We start from the raw sequence: 18390 nt of genomic DNA, 5'->3' as shown, positions 1-18390 counted from the left end.
CCTCCACTTCCTGTTCATTTCCCCCAGACCTGCACCTGAGGCAAAAGAGAAACTATTCTATGAATAGGGTTTCCAAGAAAGCAAAAAGATAGACTCCTCAGCGTGTAATTCTCTTACTAGTAGCGTACAAACACAAAAAAACCGAGCCTCGGGTCGAGGCTCGGTTTAGTTATAACTACCACATGGATTAGTAAGCGAGTGTGAACAGACCTTTGATGTGGGACAGGTAACGAAGATTACTTGCCTCTTTCATCATAGTTGCAGGCAAACCTTTAAGTTGGGTTTTGTTAGCGCCAATCGTACCGATCGCGTCTTTACGACCCAAGCTTCCCAGTGTACCGGAGAACACAGGAACGAACGATGCCAGTGCTCCACCTTTAGCATAAGCGAACATGTTGTAACCAACAAGTTCACCCATCTGCCAAGCAAGTTGTGCAGTCGGAGGATAAGGACGTCCTTCAGGACCCATAACTACCGCGCTATCACCAGCCAAGAATATTTCTGGGTGGGATGTGGACTGCAAAAACTCGTTAACTACAGCACGGCCACGGTTCACTTCAATTCCGCAGTTCGCAACTACGGAATTTCCTTGTACGCCGCCAGTCCATACGAGTGTGCTAGTTTCAAGCGTGCTTCCGTCTTTCAATTCAACAGTAGTACCATCCATTTTCGTGATCGGAAGACCTGTCAGGAATGTTACACCACGTTTTTGAAGACTAGTCGTTGCACGGTCAACCAGCTCAGCAGGGAAGCCTGGCAGGATTGAAGGAGCAGCTTCGACACAATACAGATTGATCTCATCTGGGGAGATTCCGTATTTACGAGCAAGCTCGCTCTTCATGTCAGCATACTCACCAACAAGCTCAACACCAGTCAAGCCGCCGCCGCCAACCACGATGGTAGCGTCTGCTTTGTTCTTCGTTTTGCTGTATTCTGCAATACGGCTTTCCACATGTGCACGCAAGCGGTTAGCGTCATTAACAGATTTGAGGATAAAGCTGTTTTCTTGAAGTCCAGGAATGCCAAAAAATGCAGTCTCGCTGCCTAGGGCAACAACCAGCATATCGTAAGAAAGTTGAATTCCGCCTTCAATAGATACAGTACGCTCATCCGGTTTAATTTCTTTAACATTAGCGATGCGCAATTCTACGTTAGCATCACGAAGCAGTTTATCCAGCGGGAGGGCAACGGCCTTCTCCGAGATGTTTCCTGCAGCCAGGCGATGCAATTCTGTAATGATCTGGTGAGTCGGGAAACGGTTAACCAGCGTAATTTTCGCGTCATTTACGCCAAAGTGTTCCCGGGCTGAAAGAGCACTCAGCACGCCGCCGTAGCCTCCGCCCAAGATTAAAATGTGTTTAGACATGACCATCCTCCGTTCTTCAAATAATTAAAATGACTTATCGTTTGTTTTGTTGGTCGCGCTCGTTCAAAACATCCAAGAAAGCTTGTGCGTAGCGCAAGCCTTTTTGAACTTGAGGATCTTTTAGCATCTTCAGCAAGCCAAAAACACTGATTGATCCTTGATCGTTCTGAGCATGCACACGGTCTCCAGCTTCGATCGCTGCAGAAGCTACGCCTTTCAGCGAGTCTGTCACAGGTTTCGTAAAGCCTGTAAGAGAGGCCATAGTGTCTTCAGCAAGTACTGGGTCAGTTGCTACGGATTTACCGAAATCATAAGCTTTCGTGAAAAATGCAAGCATTTCAGTAAGCTTTGGAAGGTTGTCCACGAGTGTAGTCAGCGATTCCTGAACTTCTGGCTTCATCAATTGGTCGAACACATCGAGGCGGTCCGTCGCCGGAGCTCCTAGATTTTCAGCAACGGTTTCCGAAGCTTCGGATTGTTGCGGACGGGATGTTTCTGTCATAAGAATTGCCTCCTTTACTTTAAATGAGTTCCCATGAAGAACTTGGCTGCGATTGAACCGATTATGTAGTAATTTTAGGATAACCGGTGGTTATTATACATCACTGTCAAAGTGAGAACTTCAGATATTCTCTTTCGCGCCAAAATAAAGCAGGGGGATCTACTCCCCCTCCTCTATTTAACACGTTCATGTGGGATTGTGATAAATATCTCTAACATCTATTAGTCTATAACTTGTGTAACATAATTACAAATAAAAAATATAACTTTTTGGCTATAAAGTTACAACTATATACTTATTATCTCTCGAAAAGACATTCTTTACTTTATGTCCTGATATTTCCATGACATCTCGAATCGGCACCCAAACCGTATGACCGATAAATCTAACTTCGGATAATATTGGTTTTTCACGTTCATCACTTCGCTGCAACGTCCCTTTTAGGGGATCTGCTTCCCAGTGAACTTTTGTCAAAGCAACCTGAACAGTCTTATTCTCGGCATTCCAAGAAACTTTTCCTCCGAGGCGCTCAACAGCAGCTCTCAGTGGAACCATAAGTTTGCCATCATCTACCCTATATTCTCCTGGGGCAAATTCAGTTGAAAATCCCCCCATATCTATAGCTAGTGTCCTGCCGGGCTTAAACAATGCCGCATTTGTAGCAACATTTTCAGATATCCAGCGGCTTCCCGGCTGCTCGAGTTTAGGTTTTACTTTACTTTGAAGTTTAAATTGGAGAGGCTCCATTTCCGGTGTCAGGACATCAAATCGGTAACCGTTCTTTTTATAATGCGCAATAATTGATGGCAGTGCTTTTACCGTTTCCTCATGCCCGGCTCCATCATGCATCAGTACAATAACTTCGTTGCTGTTTACAGGAGTCGTCGCCCCCTTCACAATTTCTTCTGCTGGAACACCTTTTCGCTTAGAATCCCCACTGTCCACATTCCAATCAAACACTCGGTATCCACCTTCCTGGAGCAGACGGAAATACGTCTCATCGAACTTACCAGCTGTTCCTCCCGGAGCTCTGACGAGCTGTGGTCTTTCACCTGTAATAAGCCTAACCGACTCTTCTGTCTGTTTGATCTGTTTCCAAAACTCTATAAATTTCCCATAGAGCTTATTATATTCATGATCATATGTATGATTCCCAATAACATGGCCTTCCTCATCAATTCTGCGAATGACCTCCGGCCGAACGTCCGCCTGCTTTCCAAGTACGAAAAATGTTGCTTTTATATTCGATTGTTTCAATATATCAAGCACCTCACCGGTCAATCCGGAAGGTCCATCGTCAAAGGTAAGGTAAACGGTCTTATCGGTTTGCTTCTTTTCCTCCACTGCAGGAACGGATGCGTAAACCGTTTGTGTCGTCACTGTTTCTGTACCGGTATAGACGGTATGTATCGGTTGAATTGGTTCTTCATTAACAGAGGGCTTGGATGCTGCTACGACATCTGATAATACTGGAGAGTATTCTGACGTGAGGGAGGCTTTAATACCGGTCATAATCAGGACTGCTGCCAGAACGAATAAGAGTGTAATTCGAGTAATTGCTACAACGTTTTTATACATATAAATCTACCTCCACGATTTCATTTCTATGAGTTTCGTTTGGCGTTCTGATAGATTATATGGAGGTCATTTCAAAAAAAGACTAGAATCTTTCTAAAACAAAAAAAGGCCCCTATCCAATGCCTGTACAGGCATGATAAGGAACCGTTTCTTATATGTTTAATTATGAACGTACGGCTTGAAGCACCTCTTCAACATGACCAGCAACCTTTACCTTACGCCATTCCTTCTCCAGTATTCCCGACTCATTGATCAGAAAAGTTGAACGAACAATCCCTTCATATTCACGTCCGTACATTTTCTTCAGTTGCCATACGCCAAATAAATGACTGACAACATGATCTTCGTCGGATAACAATAGAAATGGAAGGTCATACTTTTGAATAAACTTATCATGCGATTTGAGCGGATCCGTACTTATTCCAATAACTACAGCTCCCTCCTTCTGAATATCCTGATAGTTGTCACGAAAATTGCATGCTTCGTTGGTACATGCGGGAGTCATATTTTTGGGGTAAAAATATACGACGACTTTCTTCCCTCGGAAATCGCTTAACGAAACATTCTTCCCATTAGAGGCCGGGAGGGTAAAGTCAGGAACTTCATTGCCAATTTGCACTTGTACTTGAGTCATTTTTTAGGCTCATCTCCTTACAGCTATCGGGGTTTTTCCCGTAAAATTGATTGTCTTCCCCAAAAAAATTATAATAGAGTGAATGCGGTTATTTCAAATCTTTGACAAGTCAGAAATTTCAAATGACTGAAATCAATATTCTCCTAGTGTACTCTGAAAGGAAGAATTCAATGAACAAAAGAACAAAGAGAATCATCATATGGAGCGTTAGTCTTATTATCGCTGGCATACTTGGTTATGGAACTTATTACGCCTCTTCCCTCTACAACGGTCTTGAAGGACTTCAGAAGGAAGGAGAAACCTCCCCTTTCAAGGAACTGGCACAGGTTGATGCCAAGGCGCCCGAACCACCGAAATGGGAAGGAACGGAACCTGTCAACATTCTGCTCATGGGAGTGGACGCTCGCGGGTTTGAAGAAGGTGAGATCCCTCGTTCTGACAGTATTCTGGTTGCCTCTATCGATCCCGTCCAAAAGAACATCAATTTGTTCTCCATCCTTAGAGATACATATACGGAGATTCCCGGCCATGGCAGCAATCGAATTAACACCGCTATTACCCACGGCCCCAAAACTGCCATGAAGGCCGTAGGAGATCTACTTGGTATTCCTATTCAATACTATGTGTATACCGACTTCCAAGGCTTCGTGAAGCTTGTAGATGCTGTTGACGGTGTCGATTTCTATGTTGAAAAAGACATGAAGTATTCTAGTGTTGCGGATAAGAACGAATTTGATATTGATTTAAAGCAGGGCTTGCAGCATCTCGATGGTAATAAAGCTCTGCAATATGCGCGTTTCCGTCATGACAAAATGGGTGATTTCACACGTACAGAACGTCAGCGTGAGCTGATTAAAGCCGTGGCGAAGAAGATGCAATCCACCACCTCTATCATGAAGCTCCCGGACATTCTGAATTCAGTCAGCCCTTACATCGACACGAATATGAACGTCAATGACATGTGGAAACTTGCGAATGTTGGATATCAGAGTAAAATGAAAGGCAGCGAACAAGTTCCGCCAATGAAACTCTTGGTTGAAGCTAATATAGGTGGCGCTGAAGTTCTGACGGTAAGAAATCCGGATACTCTTAAACAATATATCCAGGATATACTGAATCCTCCGGAGACAGAAACCAAAACAGATGGCAGTAATGATACAGCCAGCGAACAAAAGGATCCTTCTACAGATTCCAAATCACCTACTCAGCAGAATTAGCCTCTTATAAACGAGATCAGGACAGGCCGCTTTTTCGCAGCCTGTCCTGATTCATGAAGAAAGGAAGTTATGAAAATGTCCAAATCAAGAAACCGTTCCGAAGTCTTGTATCAAGAAGCTCTTCAGCATATCGTTGGAGGGGTGAACAGTCCTTCCCGCTCATTCAAAGCCGTTGGGGGTGGAGCACCTGTATTTATGAAACGCGCTAAAGGTGCGCACTTCTGGGATGAAGACGGCAATAAGTACATCGATTATCTAGCGGCTTATGGCCCAATCATTACAGGGCATGCCCATCCTCATATAACGAAAGCGATCACAGCAGCAGCCGAGAATGGTACACTCTACGGTACACCAACTGAACTTGAAATCACACTCGCCAAAATGCTAAAAGAAGCGATCCCTTCTCTCGATAAGGTACGCTTTGTAAATTCCGGTACAGAAGCCGTTATGACAACGATACGCGTTGCACGTGCCTATACGAAACGAAACAAAATTATTAAATTCGCAGGATGTTATCATGGCCACTCTGATCTCGTACTTGTTGCAGCTGGCTCAGGCCCTTCCACACTTGGCATTCCGGACAGTGCGGGTATTCCAACAAGCATTGCCCACGAAGTTATCACCGTCCCATTCAACAGCTTGGATGGACTGCGTGAAGCGCTTGATAAATGGGGCGACGATGTTGCAGCAGTTATGGTCGAGCCGATCGTCGGTAATTTCGGAATGGTTATGCCGGAGCCGGGCTTCCTCGAAGGGCTTTGTCAGATGAGCCATGATAATGGATCCCTTGTTATTTATGATGAGGTCATTACGGCTTTCCGTTTCCACTATGGTTCTGCGCAAACGTACGCTGGTCTGGATAATCATGAAGCTATACAGCCCGATTTGACGGCTCTAGGCAAAATCATCGGTGGCGGACTGCCTATCGGTGCATACGGCGGACGCAAGCATATCATGGAACAGGTCGCTCCTCTTGGTCCTGCTTATCAGGCCGGAACGATGGCTGGTAACCCAGCTTCCATCTCAGCAGGTATCGCTTGCTTGGAGGTTCTTAAAACTGAAGGTGTGTATGAAGAAATGGAACGCTTAACGATTAAGCTGACCGAGGGTCTGAAAGCATCTGCTGATGCTCATGGTATTCCAGTGACCATTAACCGGATTCGTGGCTCCTTCTCGATGCACTTCTGCGACCATCCTGTAACGAACTACGATGAGGCTCAGGATACAGACAGTGAGGCGTTCGCAGCATTCTTCCGTAACATGCTTGACCGTGGTATCAATCTCGCACCATCCAAATATGAAGCATGGTTCCTGACCACTGCTCATACTGAAGCTGACATTGATGCTACACTCGAAGCCGCAGAAGAATCATTTAAGGCAATGAAAGGTTAATCATATAAAAGGGGCCGTCCCAAAAAGTCGAATGACTTGGGACGGCCCCTTTTCTTACTATTACGGATTAATAAATACGGTTCTAAGCTTAGCATTGTATTTCACATCAAATCCAAGTCCTGAAGCGAGTGCTGCAAGCGGAACATAAGTTTTTTGTTCTTTGCCTATTTTGTGTAAGAAAGCAGGTGTGTCCATTTTGACAGAAGTTCCATTTACATTGATCGATTTTGATCCAATCTTGATGACGACTTTTTTGTCTCCGTACGTAATGGTAGCACTGGATGTTTTGTTACTCCATGCTGACTTCGCTCCAACAGCATTTACGATGTCTTGAATAGCCACAAAATTTTGTCCCTTTACGTTCACTGGTTTATAGGGCGTCTTCAGTTCTTTACCGCTAACAATAATCCCCATTGGTTGGTCTGCCTCATATACTACCGGCTTCGTATAGCCACCCCAGATCGTTTCGGAGAAAATACGGGCCATTATTTCGTAACCATATTGGTTCGGATGAATGTCCTCTTTCAGAATATGCGTCATCGTCATCTCTGAACCGATAAACTCTTTAGCCACGTGGGCTACTTTGACAGTTATACCGTTCTTATTAAAGTTCTCTGCCAATCCATCAATATGCTTCGTAAATTGTTCTGCCGCTGCCATCAGTTTCGGATAGGTTAACTTATCCGCAATTTCTGGTACAGGCTGATATTGGTCCGCGAGTACGATGACAGCATCCGGACTCATGCTATGCAGGTTATTCACAACTGAGGTAACATTGTCTGTGTAGATAGTAAACAGCTCTTGAATACGAGAGGCAAGCTCTTCTGGCTTTAATGTTCCTGCTGTCATAACAAGCTCGTACATATCATTGCCGCCAATAGTTACTGTAATAACGTCCGCTCCAGCAATAAGCGATTTCGCCTTTGCAGCTTCTGCGCCCATCACAGTAAGGCGAGGATCCTTCAACCCTAACTGGATATCGTCGGCGGAGATGGCACGCTCATCAACGATCGCCTGAACATATTGATCAATTCCACCTGTTTTCAGACCAAGTATACCAAGATTAACGATTTCGGTACGACCATAGTACAACCCTTGTTCCAGCAATCGGTCAATAAATCCGTAAGGCTTGGAGTTCAAGTCCATACCCGGCTCATAACCTACCGTAAGTGAATCCCCTAATGAAACGATTCGGTATGTATTACTTGTTGTTAGCTGCTCTTGAGCAGAGACAGGTATTCCAGACCAAACGCCCACTGATAGCATAGTCAGCAACATTATGCTGGTGAATCTCACTAAACTCTTTTTCCAAAGTTTCAGCACCATAACACCTCTCTTGGTTAAAAAATCCATTTTCTTCTATTCTATCACTCCCTCACTGTCTTAGATACATCCGGATAACATAGATAGAGAGTAACGACTTCGGAAACAGCAGCTTATTGTACACATCAATAAACCAAAAAAGCAGCTCCTAGGGTAGGAACTGCCTTCTAAGTGCACTTCAATAAATGCTCCAGTATTATGGTTTACTATTGTCGGAACCAGCATCTTCACTATCTGTACCTGCCCGCTTCATGTACTTGTCATAGCGATCATCAAGCTCCTTAGCGATAGTGCGATATTTACGCGTTTCCTCTACAATAGGATCGTGTGTTGTTTGAATACGAATCTCGTACTTAGGCGGAATGAGGCGACGTCCCTCTTCTTCCTTATCCTTCGATTCCATCTCACCATCCACCAACAGTTCAGTGAGCTGCCGCTCCAAATCATGATCTGGCTTATCATTCATCTTTTGACACTCCTTTATCTGTTGTTGAAGAGGTTCCAACACCCCAACTGATATTACTTGCTTCTAGTCTTTCCTAAAATCTGTTGCTTCTGCCTGGGATAATGTATCCAGTATGCTTTCATGAATCGCTCCATTGGTGGCAACCAGATTGCGAACAGACAGGTTATAAGGACGGCCTTCCGTATCTGTTACCTTACCGCCTGACTCCTGAACCAGAAGTGCACCAGCAGCGACATCCCAAGCTTTTAACCCAAGTTCCCAATATCCGCTCAAACGTCCTGCAGCAACATACGCCATATGAAGTGCAGCAGATCCACTTGTACGCAAATCGCGAACTTTCGGAAGAACTGCATGAATACCAGCCATATTGTTCAGGGTATTAGACCTGTCCATTGGAAAGCCAGTCGCCATCAGACTATCTGCTAAAGAGATCTCCTTAGATACCCTGGTAGGATTACCGTGAACGTACGCTCCCTTACCTTTCTCTGCAATAAACAGTTCGTCTCGTGACGGGTCGTAGACTACCCCAACGATAACCTCGCCTTTATAAGCCAGTGCAATCGATACCGAATAGAACGGAAAGCCATGCACATAGTTAGTCGTTCCATCAATTGGATCAATGATCCAAAGATAAGGTTCATCCTTCACGTCTTCCAGCGCTTTAGCAAAAGCCTCAGAGCCGGGCTCAACACCCTCTTCACCTAGAATCGCGTGGTCTGGAAAATGGGTTAGAATCAGCTTACGGATCATCTGCTCTGCCCCTTTATCCACTTCGGTCACAAGATCCTGTGCTGAGGTCTTCGTACTGAGCTGTTTGACCGTTCCAAGCTTGCTCTGAATCCACTCCCCAGCTTTCGCAGCACAATTGATCGCAACGGCGGTGTAGCTTTTACTTGAGACCACGTAAGGTACCTTTTCATTATCGTTCAATACACTCACTCTACTTTCCATAAAAAAATCTTGATTAGGAGACTTGCAACATCCTATTCATTTATTACGAGAGATGCTAGGGCACGTTTCTTTTAAATGCTTGCACTTCCCGTATTCATATCTTTAAGGACTGACTTCAACCGTTGCACCATCTAAAATCCTAACGCCCTCGTTCTTGTATCCGGACAACTCGTCCATCAAGGCAAACAATGCACCGTCTTTCAGCTTCGCTTCAATCATAACATCAAGATGTGGCGTGCTTCCTGCAATTTTACGTAAAAAAGAGAGCAGCGGTGCAACCTCCACACCATCAGCATGACTGCGGATATCGGTAGGACTCTTGGGGCTTGACACATGAATCTTTGGAGCCAGCGGCTTGTCCGGTTCCGACCCTGCCTGCGCCAGAGAGGTGTCCCAGGTTCGGAGTATTTCAGGCCACAGCGTCCAAGGCTCTTCTCCCTCATTATTAACCCATTGGTGGTGAATATCCAGTACCATCGGGAGTCCCAAATTGCGGCTTACCGCTAGCGTCTCTACTGCGTTAAATGTTTTGTCATCGTTCTCTAGTGTGATACGCTCTTTAATATCCTGGTCCAGAAGCTGAAAATTCTCTTCGAACCGAGCCGCAGCAGAAGGCTTGTCTCCATAAGCGCCGCCGATATGAATGTTGTTCTTCATAGCGGCGCTCAGTCCCATCGCCTTCAACATATTAGTATGATGTCTCAAATCACGGATGGAATTAACGAGTACTTCCGGTCTTGGTGTACTTAGCACCGTAAAATGATCTGGATGAAACGATACTCTCATTCCGTGCTTCTTCACAAACTGACCAACCTCAGCAAAATTATCTTTCAGCGCTGGATACGGATCCCAATCACTCAGATCCCCATGTGTACCTAAAGGAATGAGCTTGGAAGTCATTCTGTATACTCGGATATTATTAGCAATACTATGCTTTAGTAGACGCAATGTATTATGCAGGTTATCAGCAGCCAAACGCTCCAGCTTTCGAATTGCTGCCTCGCGGTCATTCAGCTTCATAAAGCTTTTCATCGTCATCGTTCTAGACGGCGATGAATTCTGAATGACCGTTGACATAGCCACATAGCCGAAGCGAACAATCATGCCTGACTACCGAAGAACATCTCGTAAGCCAGATCGGTCTGTACTCTGGATTCTTCATCTGTCAGCTTGCGGACAAGCTGCAATTCAACAGACGTAACTTCACGTCCCTGAAAGTTAATTTCTGCGACACTCGCAGTAATTAGAACGATCGCAACCGCCTTGTTGTCAGGCGTGTAGGCAATCACCTTTTGGCCTGTTGGAAACACACGAAGCCCTTCTTTTAACATCTTCCCCCGACCATACTCTAGCAGCTCATAAAGCTCCTGATCATTCTTAAACTTGCAAACGGAATTGAACTCGGTTTGAAATCCCATGCGCCAGCCTCCCTTTCCGGATGAAAATGATTAGAATCAAGGGGAGCCGTGATATGCGCGGACTCCCCTTGGTATTCACTTCCTATTATACTTCATTTCAATACTTAAGCTTCATTTTCGTAAATCAATGCTTGCTTACTGTTATACCGCTGTAGTCCCAGTTCGATCATGCGATCAAGCAGTTCACGATATGAAACGCCAGTCTCTCTCCACAGCAGCGGATACATGCTGTAAGGCGTAAAGCCAGGCATCGTGTTAACCTCATTAATAAGAATAGCATTATCTGAGCGGCGAATAAAGAAATCGGCACGTGTAATACCGTTACCTTCAATAGCCTTGAACGCCGTAATTGCTAATTCCCGCAGTTGATCTGCTGTATCCGGCTCCACCGGAGCAGGTATCATCATCTCTGATTGTCCATCCGTATATTTTGCCGCGTAGTCGTAGTATTCACTAGAGGAGACAATTTCACCCGGAATTGAAGCCATTGGCTCATCGTTTCCAAGCACACTTACCTCAACCTCACGTGCATCTACGAATTCTTCAACGATAATTTTGTTATCAAAACGCAGTGCCGTTTCGACTGCTTGTCGAAGTTCATCCGCATTTCTAGCTTTTGAAATACCGACACTTGAGCCAAGGTTTGCCGGTTTCACGAAGCATGGGTAACCTAACGTATCCTCCATGTTCTGTAGCAGATCGTGGCTGCTTCGTTCCCACTGTGATCTATTGAAATAGCAGTACTTGCATTGCGGAAGGTCTGCCTGGGCAAACAATTTCTTCATAACGCCTTTATCCATGCCTGCTGCCGAAGCCAAGACACCTGTTCCAACATACGGAATATCGGCCATTTCGAAGAGACCTTGAATCGTTCCGTCCTCACCAAAGGTACCGTGAAGAAGCGGGAACATAATATCAACCACACTATTCTCGCTACCATACAATCTGCTGAATACGGCATTGAGTGCAGCCTGTGTACCTTCACCGTTCTCTAGCTTCAACTCTGCTGCATCCGTAAATGGAGCTAACAGCTTGCTGCCTATTCTCCAAGTCCCTTGCTTGGTAATATAGAACGGAATAATTTCGTATTTATCAAAATCGAAAGCGTTCATGACGGCAAATGCCGTTGAAAGTGATACCTCGTGTTCTCCCGATTTACCGCCATAAACTAATCCTACAGTTAATTTGTCCTGTCCCATGCGAAACCTCTCTTTTTTACGAATTGCAGCATGCCATGCTGTCGGGTTTAAAAATAATCAGGAATATGGTAGAACCGGTATACCGTATTCTCGCTCCAGGCATAAGAATCGCGGTAATCCCAGTAACGGTGTTTGCTGCTAACTGTATGTGCATTCACAAGCGGCATCCCGCCTGCGTCAAATGCCGTAACAATGGTACTATGCTGAAATGCCCCATCGCCATCCCAATCATAAACGATGACATCTCCTAGCATTAACTGTTCCGGTTGCTCCACCAAATCAGCCCTTAAACCTGAAGTACTCGTGTTCAACAACCGGGCTAAGCTGTTTGAAACCGCCCAGCTGTAACTCCACCATTCCCGGCTGTTCACATAACCCTTGTACCACCATCCCGTTTCTCTTTTACCAGTATAGTGGATTGGGGCTTTGCCTGCAAAGAGGCACTGAGAGATATAATTCGTGCAATCCACCGCAAATGTTGTAAACTCCGGGTTGCCCGAATCCCACCATTTATCTGCGTAAGCAGCTGCTGCGTCCCGCTCATAACGCCCTGCCCTTGAATGGGTTCCGGCTGCATATACCCCGTTATTAATTAAAGGAGTAGATAGAACCGGTCCTCTCGCTTCATTAGGAACATCCAAGTCCCTGTGGAGCTCATTTAATGGATGGCGTTCATCTTCAAGCCTTTCTATGCGGACGATAAGCCAGGCATCACCATCGCGTACAACCGTCAGACGTTCCCGGCTAATCGCATCCTCACGATGAGTTACACCTCTTTTTTCATAAAAAAACACACTGTGCAGGCGGATGTCTACGACAACGTCATCCTCCGTCTCTCGAGGGATTTGCAGCAGTTTCGCTCTCGTCTCACTCTTCAGCGGCGTCACTCCCCTCTCCGCATACCATTCTTGTATTCGAAATTGCCTCTCTCCACGCTCCATTAGATATTCAAGATCCGTTACAATTTGCTCCCTTAGACCCGAGCCATAATCCACCTTGCTCTGATTATATTGATCAACATAAGTATACAAAGCGTTCTTCCAAGGCCGCTGTTTGGTCTGAATTGAATTAACCATCATTTTCGCCCCTTTCCGGACTTTCTATCGCCCGTTGATCCGGGAAGATATCTATAACCCAATATATGAAGAAATGAGCTGAGCTATGAACCATGCTTTCCAGCACAATTTTCCTTTAAAATACGGTATAAATCAGAGCGTCTAATTGTGTCATTTTCTGCAAAAAGTGCTTTACGCCAAGACTTGTAAACGGTATACTTAGTGTAGGTTAATTTTGAAATTGTGTTTCACCTAGTGAAACGTATTTGGAATTATTGATATGACTCAAGGAGGTTCAAGTATGTCAGTTAAGGACCAATTCTCCATCTCCCGCTCGCTTGAGGTGGACGGCAAGAACTACCGTTATTTCAGCTTACAAGCTCTGGAAGAGCAAGGACATGGGGATGTTTCGAAGCTTCCGTTCTCAATCCGGGTATTGCTAGAAGCAGCTGTTCGTCAATTTGACGGACGTGCGATTACAGAAGAACATGTTAAGCAGCTTTCCAAATGGAATGAAGGCCTTGGCAGCAATAAGGAAATCCCGTTCATTCCAGCTCGTATCGTCCTGCAAGACTTTACTGGTGTGCCGGTTGTTGTAGACCTTGCAGCTATGCGTGATACCGTAAAGAAAGCCGGTGGTGATCCGAAGCAGATCAACCCACTTGTACCTGTCGATCTCGTTATCGACCACTCGGTAATGGTTGATGCTTTCGGTACCGACCAAGCTCTTGAATACAATATGAAAGTGGAATTCGAGCGTAACGAAGAGCGTTACCGCTTCCTTCGCTGGGCTCAAACCGCATTTAATAACTTCCGCGCTGTACCTCCAGGAACAGGTATCGTTCACCAAGTTAACCTTGAGTACCTCGCATCCGTAGCAGCTACAAAAACAGTAGACGGTGAAACGCTCGTATTCCCTGACTCTCTCGTAGGTACGGACTCTCATACGACCATGATCAACGGTCTTGGCGTTGTAGGCTGGGGTGTTGGCGGTATCGAAGCAGAAGCTGGAATGCTTGGACAACCACTTTATTTTGTAACACCTGAGGTTATTGGATTTAAGCTGACAGGAAGCTTGGCAGAGGGTGCTACAGCGACTGACCTGGCTTTGACTGTTACACAAATGCTTCGTAAAAAAGGCGTTGTTGGTAAATTCGTAGAATTCTACGGTCCGGGTCTTGCCAACATCAGTCTGGCTGACCGTGCTACAGTTGCTAACATGGCTCCAGAATATGGTGCTACGATCGGCTTCTTCCCAGTTGACGACGAAACACTTGCTTACCTCCGTAATACAGGTCGTCCTGATGAACAGGTTGCACTCGTGGAAGCTTACTATAAAGCACAAAACATGTTCCGTACGGCTGACACAGTAGATCCTGAGTTTACTGATGTTATCGAGCTCGACCTCGCTTCAGTTGTACCGAGCCTTGCTGGACCTAAACGTCCACAGGATCGTATCGAGCTAACGAATATGAAAGAAAACTTTAATGGTATTATCCGTACACCGATTGATAAAGGTGGTTATGGACTGAGCGATGAGAAGATCGAGCAGAAAGTTACCGTTACACATAAAGATGGCACAACAAGCGAAATGGGTACTGGCGCTGTTGTTATTGCAGCGATCACGAGCTGTACTAACACGTCCAACCCGAGCGTAATGCTAGGTGCAGGTCTCCTCGCCAAAAAAGCAGTTGAGCGCGGCTTGAAAAAACCAGGCTACGTGAAGAGCAGCTTGACTCCAGGTTCCCTCGTTGTAACAGACTATCTGGAAAAAGCCGGACTTCTCCCGTACCTTGAAGCACTCGGCTTCTATGTTGCAGGATATGGCTGTGCGACTTGTATCGGTAACTCCGGTCCACTTCCGGATGAAGTTAGCCAAGCTATTACAGACAACGATATGACAGTTGCTGCTGTATTATCCGGTAACCGTAACTTTGAAGGCCGTGTTCACGCACAGGTTAAAGCCAACTACCTAGGCTCACCTCCACTCGTGGTAGCTTATGCACTGGCTGGAACGGTAAACATCGATCTGCAGAACGATCCGATCGGTTACGATCCGAACAACGAGCCTGTGTACCTGAAGGATATTTGGCCAACAAGCGCAGAAATTCGTGAAGCTATCAGCCAATCCCTAAGCGCAGATGCATTCCGCAGCAAATACGAGAATGTATTTACAGCTAACGAGCGTTGGAACGCGATTCCTGTACCAGAAGGCGAACTGTATGAATGGGATGACAAATCCACCTACATTCAGAACCCTCCGTTCTTCGAGAACCTTGGAAACGACTTAAACGATATCCAAGATATTCGCGATGCTCGTGTCCTTGCCTTGCTGGGCGATTCCGTAACAACGGACCATATCTCTCCAGCCGGTAACATTGCAGTAAATAGCCCTGCTGGCGTTTATTTGAATGATCACGGTGTAGCACGCAAAGATTTCAATTCCTACGGTTCCCGCCGTGGTAATCACGAAGTTATGATGCGCGGTACTTTTGCTAACATCCGGATTCGTAACCAGGTGGCACCTGGTACAGAAGGTGGCGTTACAACTTACCTGCCGACAGATGAAGTCATGTCGATCTACGATGCTTCAATGAACTACCAGGCTGGTGGTCAGAACCTGATCGTTATTGCAGGTAAAGAATATGGTACAGGTAGCTCCCGTGACTGGGCAGCAAAAGGTACCTACCTGCTCGGCGTAAAAGCTGTGCTGGCTGAAAGCTTCGAGCGGATTCACCGCTCCAACCTTGTAGGAATGGGCGTTCTGCCGCTTCAGTTCCAAGAAGGTCATGGTTGGGAAAGCCTCGGACTCAATGGACGCGAAACGTTTGATGTTCTAGGTCTGGATAATGAAGTAAAACCAGGTCAAGAGTTGACTGTCGTCGCTACTCGTGAAGATGGTACTCGTTTTGAAATTCCAGTCATCGCTCGTTTGGACAGCATGGTCGATGTTGACTACTACCATAACGGTGGTATCCTGCAAACCGTGCTTCGCCAAATGATCGCTAATAACTAATCATTCGAACGGTCACAACGTTCATCTAAATCTAAAAGGGATGGCGCGGTCTTATTACAAGACCTGCGTCATCCCTTTTTTCATTGTTGATCGTCGATTTCTGCCCTGGAAAATTTGAGCCGGACTTCCGTATCCTCGTCATTAAAATGAAGCGACAGCTTGACGAGCTCCGGTTGTGGGCCTATGGCTAATTCACCCGTTGCACCTAAGCATTTAAAATCTTCAATTGCGAAGTTGTGCGGCACATAAAACCAGTAATTTTCCACAGTTTGAGTTATCCCTTTCAGCACAACTGTCATCGATAATTTCTCCGACTCCCAATGCTCCGACCGAACACTGACCGCATCCATACTGACATGTCTCGATGAAGCCAACAGCATGGGATGCTCTTGTACAGCCTTGATCGCGAGCAGCTGACAATGTCCTACAACCAGACTTCGGACCGGGACCTCATTCCTGTAAGTACCTAAATACTGCTGTTCCCAAAAATCAAACACGGCGTATTCGTTCCCCGGATCCAATCCAATCTGACTGCATGAAATGGATGAGGCCTCCAAATAATCTACAGCAAACCGACCGACAACACACCAACTTTTGTTCTCCATAAGGATATGGATAGCCCACAGAGCTGCAAAAGGATGCTCTTCTGTACCGTCTTCGCCAATGTCGTTCATATCCGCTTGTGTCTTCTGCTCTCCCGCTCTGTGCAGATCTACGGAATATCCTTTCACATGCGTCCAAGCGAACGCAGGCAAGTTAAGTTCAAAAGCCCCCGTCTCTGCTGTAACCGTCGTTAAAGGCGGTAAATTGCGACGGATCATATTGATCCGTTCTTCATCGTAGCTTTCCGGCTTATCACTGATCATCAGCAAGCCTCCGGTCAATGATACAAGCGATATAGCAGATCTTGCCCACTCCAGCGGCGCCCGCACGCATACATGATCCGGATCATTAAGAAACAGTATCCGCTGTGTATGAAACCAGCGAGCGCTTTCTACAAGCTGCATCTTGATCGCTGGCCAGCTCGGATTGGAATCAGTAGCAATCCTGCAGGCATCTGCCAGCCCCACTGCTTCGCTGAGTACTCCCCAGCATGACAGCAAATAAGCATCGTCACCAATCTGTTCTCTGGCGCACTCCAAAAAGCTCCGAAACCTTGTTTCCGCCTCATCATTCGTGATCAGTCCCAATTTAACGGCTTCATGGAGACCATCGTAAATCAAGTGTCGAATGGCGTCGGTTTTAAAGTAAGTATGACCGAAATCCTTCAAACCCTTGTAGTAAGGGGCGACATGACGCGCAAGAGTATTCGGTGAGCAATCCAACACGTATTGAATCCATTTACCTTTGAGCGGGACTCCATCCTCATCAGTTATACAGGAACTACTCTCTGCCGCAAACAAAGGATTGGTAACGACTGCATTCGTCCATATGCCTGGTTCAAGACCTTCATTCCGTATCGCAGTTATCAGCCCTTCATGACCTGACGGAAATTTCCCGTTGGTTTCCAGCCATGCATCCGCCACCCTCCCGTCCGCCCGGGGAGGAACCATCTGCTGCTGATAACCGTCGTCGATCTGAATGTATTCCAATCCATATGCTTTAAAATGCTCGCTTACAAAATGAGCTGCATGGAATACATCCTCCTCCTGTACATCGCTGCGATAAGCTTCCCAGGAACACCAACCAGCCATCGGCTTCAGATTAGGGCGCCATTCCCACGGCTTGTGGTAACGGAAATTCAGATGAGCTCGATAATACTGCATCCTAAGATTTATTATCCATGGCGACGAACCAACCTCGACATCGATTTCTGCCCAGGAGCTCCCGTCTTGAGCTTGCCCTATCGTAGTGCAAGCCCAGCTCCAGGGGGCGCCGCTCCAGTCGATGAATAAATCCTGAAGAATATCATACAAGCCACTCACACCGTAAATTACAGGACGACCGACCTGACCCAAGATAGCCTCTCCCACCTCAGCTCGGCGAGGACGCATATTTATAGCTTCACCACTTAGCTCAAAACGGACACGCACTGTTTCGGGACGTTCCAGAGCTAGATACAACTGCTGGATAAATGGGTTGCTTTGAAGGTTGCCGTCAGATATTCGGCGGTAATACGGATCAGCCCCTTCAGGAATACGGATAGTTATCAGCGTGCGACCATTATATTCATATTTCAGCAAACCAGCCTCTTCGTCCCAAAGATGATTAGCATGGGCATTCGGTGGTTCAGTTCGGTTCATGGTAAGCCCCTTTTGAGTCATTGAAATCAT

Annotated in this window: 15 protein-coding genes; 3 read left to right on the top strand and 12 right to left on the bottom strand. The window is 46.0% G+C overall.

What is annotated here, in order from left to right:
• Positions 1 to 187 precede the first annotated feature (187 nt).
• The 4 genes from ACFQV5_RS17315 to bcp all read right to left on the bottom strand — a co-directional run bounded on the left by ACFQV5_RS17315 (position 188) and on the right by bcp (position 4080).
• Positions 188 to 1366, bottom strand: coding sequence for an NAD(P)/FAD-dependent oxidoreductase (locus tag ACFQV5_RS17315; RefSeq protein WP_379248605.1), 1179 nt, complete (start codon positions 1364 to 1366; stop codon positions 188 to 190).
• A 34-nt stretch (positions 1367 to 1400) separates the two neighbouring features.
• The gene (locus ACFQV5_RS17310; RefSeq protein ID WP_379248604.1) at positions 1401 to 1868 is read right to left on the bottom strand and encodes a DUF1641 domain-containing protein; all 468 of its coding nucleotides are present in this window, start codon (positions 1866 to 1868) and stop codon (positions 1401 to 1403) included.
• A 273-nt stretch (positions 1869 to 2141) separates the two neighbouring features.
• Positions 2142 to 3446, bottom strand: a complete 1305-nt coding sequence (locus tag ACFQV5_RS17305; protein WP_379248603.1) for a polysaccharide deacetylase family protein — start codon at positions 3444 to 3446, stop codon at positions 2142 to 2144.
• Positions 3447 to 3609: 163 nt separating this feature from the next.
• Positions 3610 to 4080 carry a thioredoxin-dependent thiol peroxidase gene (gene bcp, locus ACFQV5_RS17300; RefSeq protein WP_379248602.1) on the bottom strand — a complete coding sequence of 157 codons (471 nt, stop codon included), beginning with the start codon at positions 4078 to 4080 and terminating at the stop codon, positions 3610 to 3612.
• 170 nt (positions 4081 to 4250) lie between these two features.
• On the opposite strand from bcp, the gene ACFQV5_RS17295 reads away from it, so the two are divergent.
• Together ACFQV5_RS17295 and ACFQV5_RS17290 are read left to right on the top strand one after the other, a co-directional pair.
• Positions 4251 to 5297 carry an LCP family protein gene (locus ACFQV5_RS17295; RefSeq protein WP_379248601.1) on the top strand — a complete coding sequence of 349 codons (1047 nt, stop codon included), beginning with the start codon at positions 4251 to 4253 and terminating at the stop codon, positions 5295 to 5297.
• A 75-nt stretch (positions 5298 to 5372) separates the two neighbouring features.
• On the top strand, positions 5373 to 6689 hold the full coding sequence (locus ACFQV5_RS17290; RefSeq protein WP_379248600.1) for a glutamate-1-semialdehyde 2,1-aminomutase: 1317 nt from the start codon (positions 5373 to 5375) through the stop codon (positions 6687 to 6689).
• Between the two features lie 60 nt (positions 6690 to 6749).
• On the opposite strand, the gene ACFQV5_RS17285 is transcribed toward ACFQV5_RS17290, so the two are convergent.
• From ACFQV5_RS17285 to ACFQV5_RS17255, 7 genes are all read right to left on the bottom strand, one after another.
• Positions 6750 to 7967, bottom strand: coding sequence for an SGNH/GDSL hydrolase family protein (locus ACFQV5_RS17285; RefSeq protein WP_379248599.1), 1218 nt, complete (start codon positions 7965 to 7967; stop codon positions 6750 to 6752).
• A gap of 241 nt (positions 7968 to 8208) precedes the next feature.
• Positions 8209 to 8478 carry a hypothetical protein gene (locus ACFQV5_RS17280; RefSeq protein ID WP_379248598.1) on the bottom strand — a complete coding sequence of 90 codons (270 nt, stop codon included), beginning with the start codon at positions 8476 to 8478 and terminating at the stop codon, positions 8209 to 8211.
• A 63-nt stretch (positions 8479 to 8541) separates the two neighbouring features.
• The gene (locus ACFQV5_RS17275) at positions 8542 to 9429 is read right to left on the bottom strand and encodes an inositol monophosphatase family protein (protein ID WP_379248597.1); all 888 of its coding nucleotides are present in this window, start codon (positions 9427 to 9429) and stop codon (positions 8542 to 8544) included.
• A 102-nt stretch (positions 9430 to 9531) separates the two neighbouring features.
• Complete coding sequence (gene uvsE, locus ACFQV5_RS17270) at positions 9532 to 10533, bottom strand: UV DNA damage repair endonuclease UvsE (RefSeq protein ID WP_379248596.1); 1002 nt, start codon at positions 10531 to 10533, stop codon at positions 9532 to 9534.
• Complete coding sequence (locus ACFQV5_RS17265; protein WP_379248595.1) at positions 10530 to 10847, bottom strand: hypothetical protein; 318 nt, start codon at positions 10845 to 10847, stop codon at positions 10530 to 10532. Before ACFQV5_RS17265 ends, uvsE begins: the two co-directional genes overlap by 4 nt.
• Positions 10848 to 10951: 104 nt before the next feature.
• Positions 10952 to 12046 carry a D-alanine--D-alanine ligase gene (locus ACFQV5_RS17260; protein ID WP_379248594.1) on the bottom strand — a complete coding sequence of 365 codons (1095 nt, stop codon included), beginning with the start codon at positions 12044 to 12046 and terminating at the stop codon, positions 10952 to 10954.
• Positions 12047 to 12093: 47 nt separating this feature from the next.
• On the bottom strand, positions 12094 to 13125 hold the full coding sequence (locus tag ACFQV5_RS17255) for an amidase domain-containing protein (RefSeq protein WP_379248593.1): 1032 nt from the start codon (positions 13123 to 13125) through the stop codon (positions 12094 to 12096).
• Between the two features lie 277 nt (positions 13126 to 13402).
• Between ACFQV5_RS17255 and acnA the strand changes: the two genes are divergently transcribed.
• On the top strand, positions 13403 to 16117 hold the full coding sequence (gene acnA, locus ACFQV5_RS17250) for an aconitate hydratase AcnA (protein WP_379248592.1): 2715 nt from the start codon (positions 13403 to 13405) through the stop codon (positions 16115 to 16117).
• Between the two features lie 80 nt (positions 16118 to 16197).
• Here the strand turns inward: acnA and ACFQV5_RS17245 are convergent, their stop codons facing one another.
• Positions 16198 to 18381, bottom strand: a complete 2184-nt coding sequence (locus ACFQV5_RS17245) for an alpha-amylase family protein (protein WP_379248591.1) — start codon at positions 18379 to 18381, stop codon at positions 16198 to 16200.
• Between the last annotated feature and the right edge of the window lie 9 nt (positions 18382 to 18390).

Source organism: Paenibacillus sp. GCM10028914, from assembly GCF_042666275.1.
GTDB lineage: Bacteria > Bacillota > Bacilli > Paenibacillales > Paenibacillaceae > Paenibacillus_AQ.
Note: the sequence above shows the minus strand (reverse complement) of the source record. Positions and strands in the feature narration are given on the sequence as shown.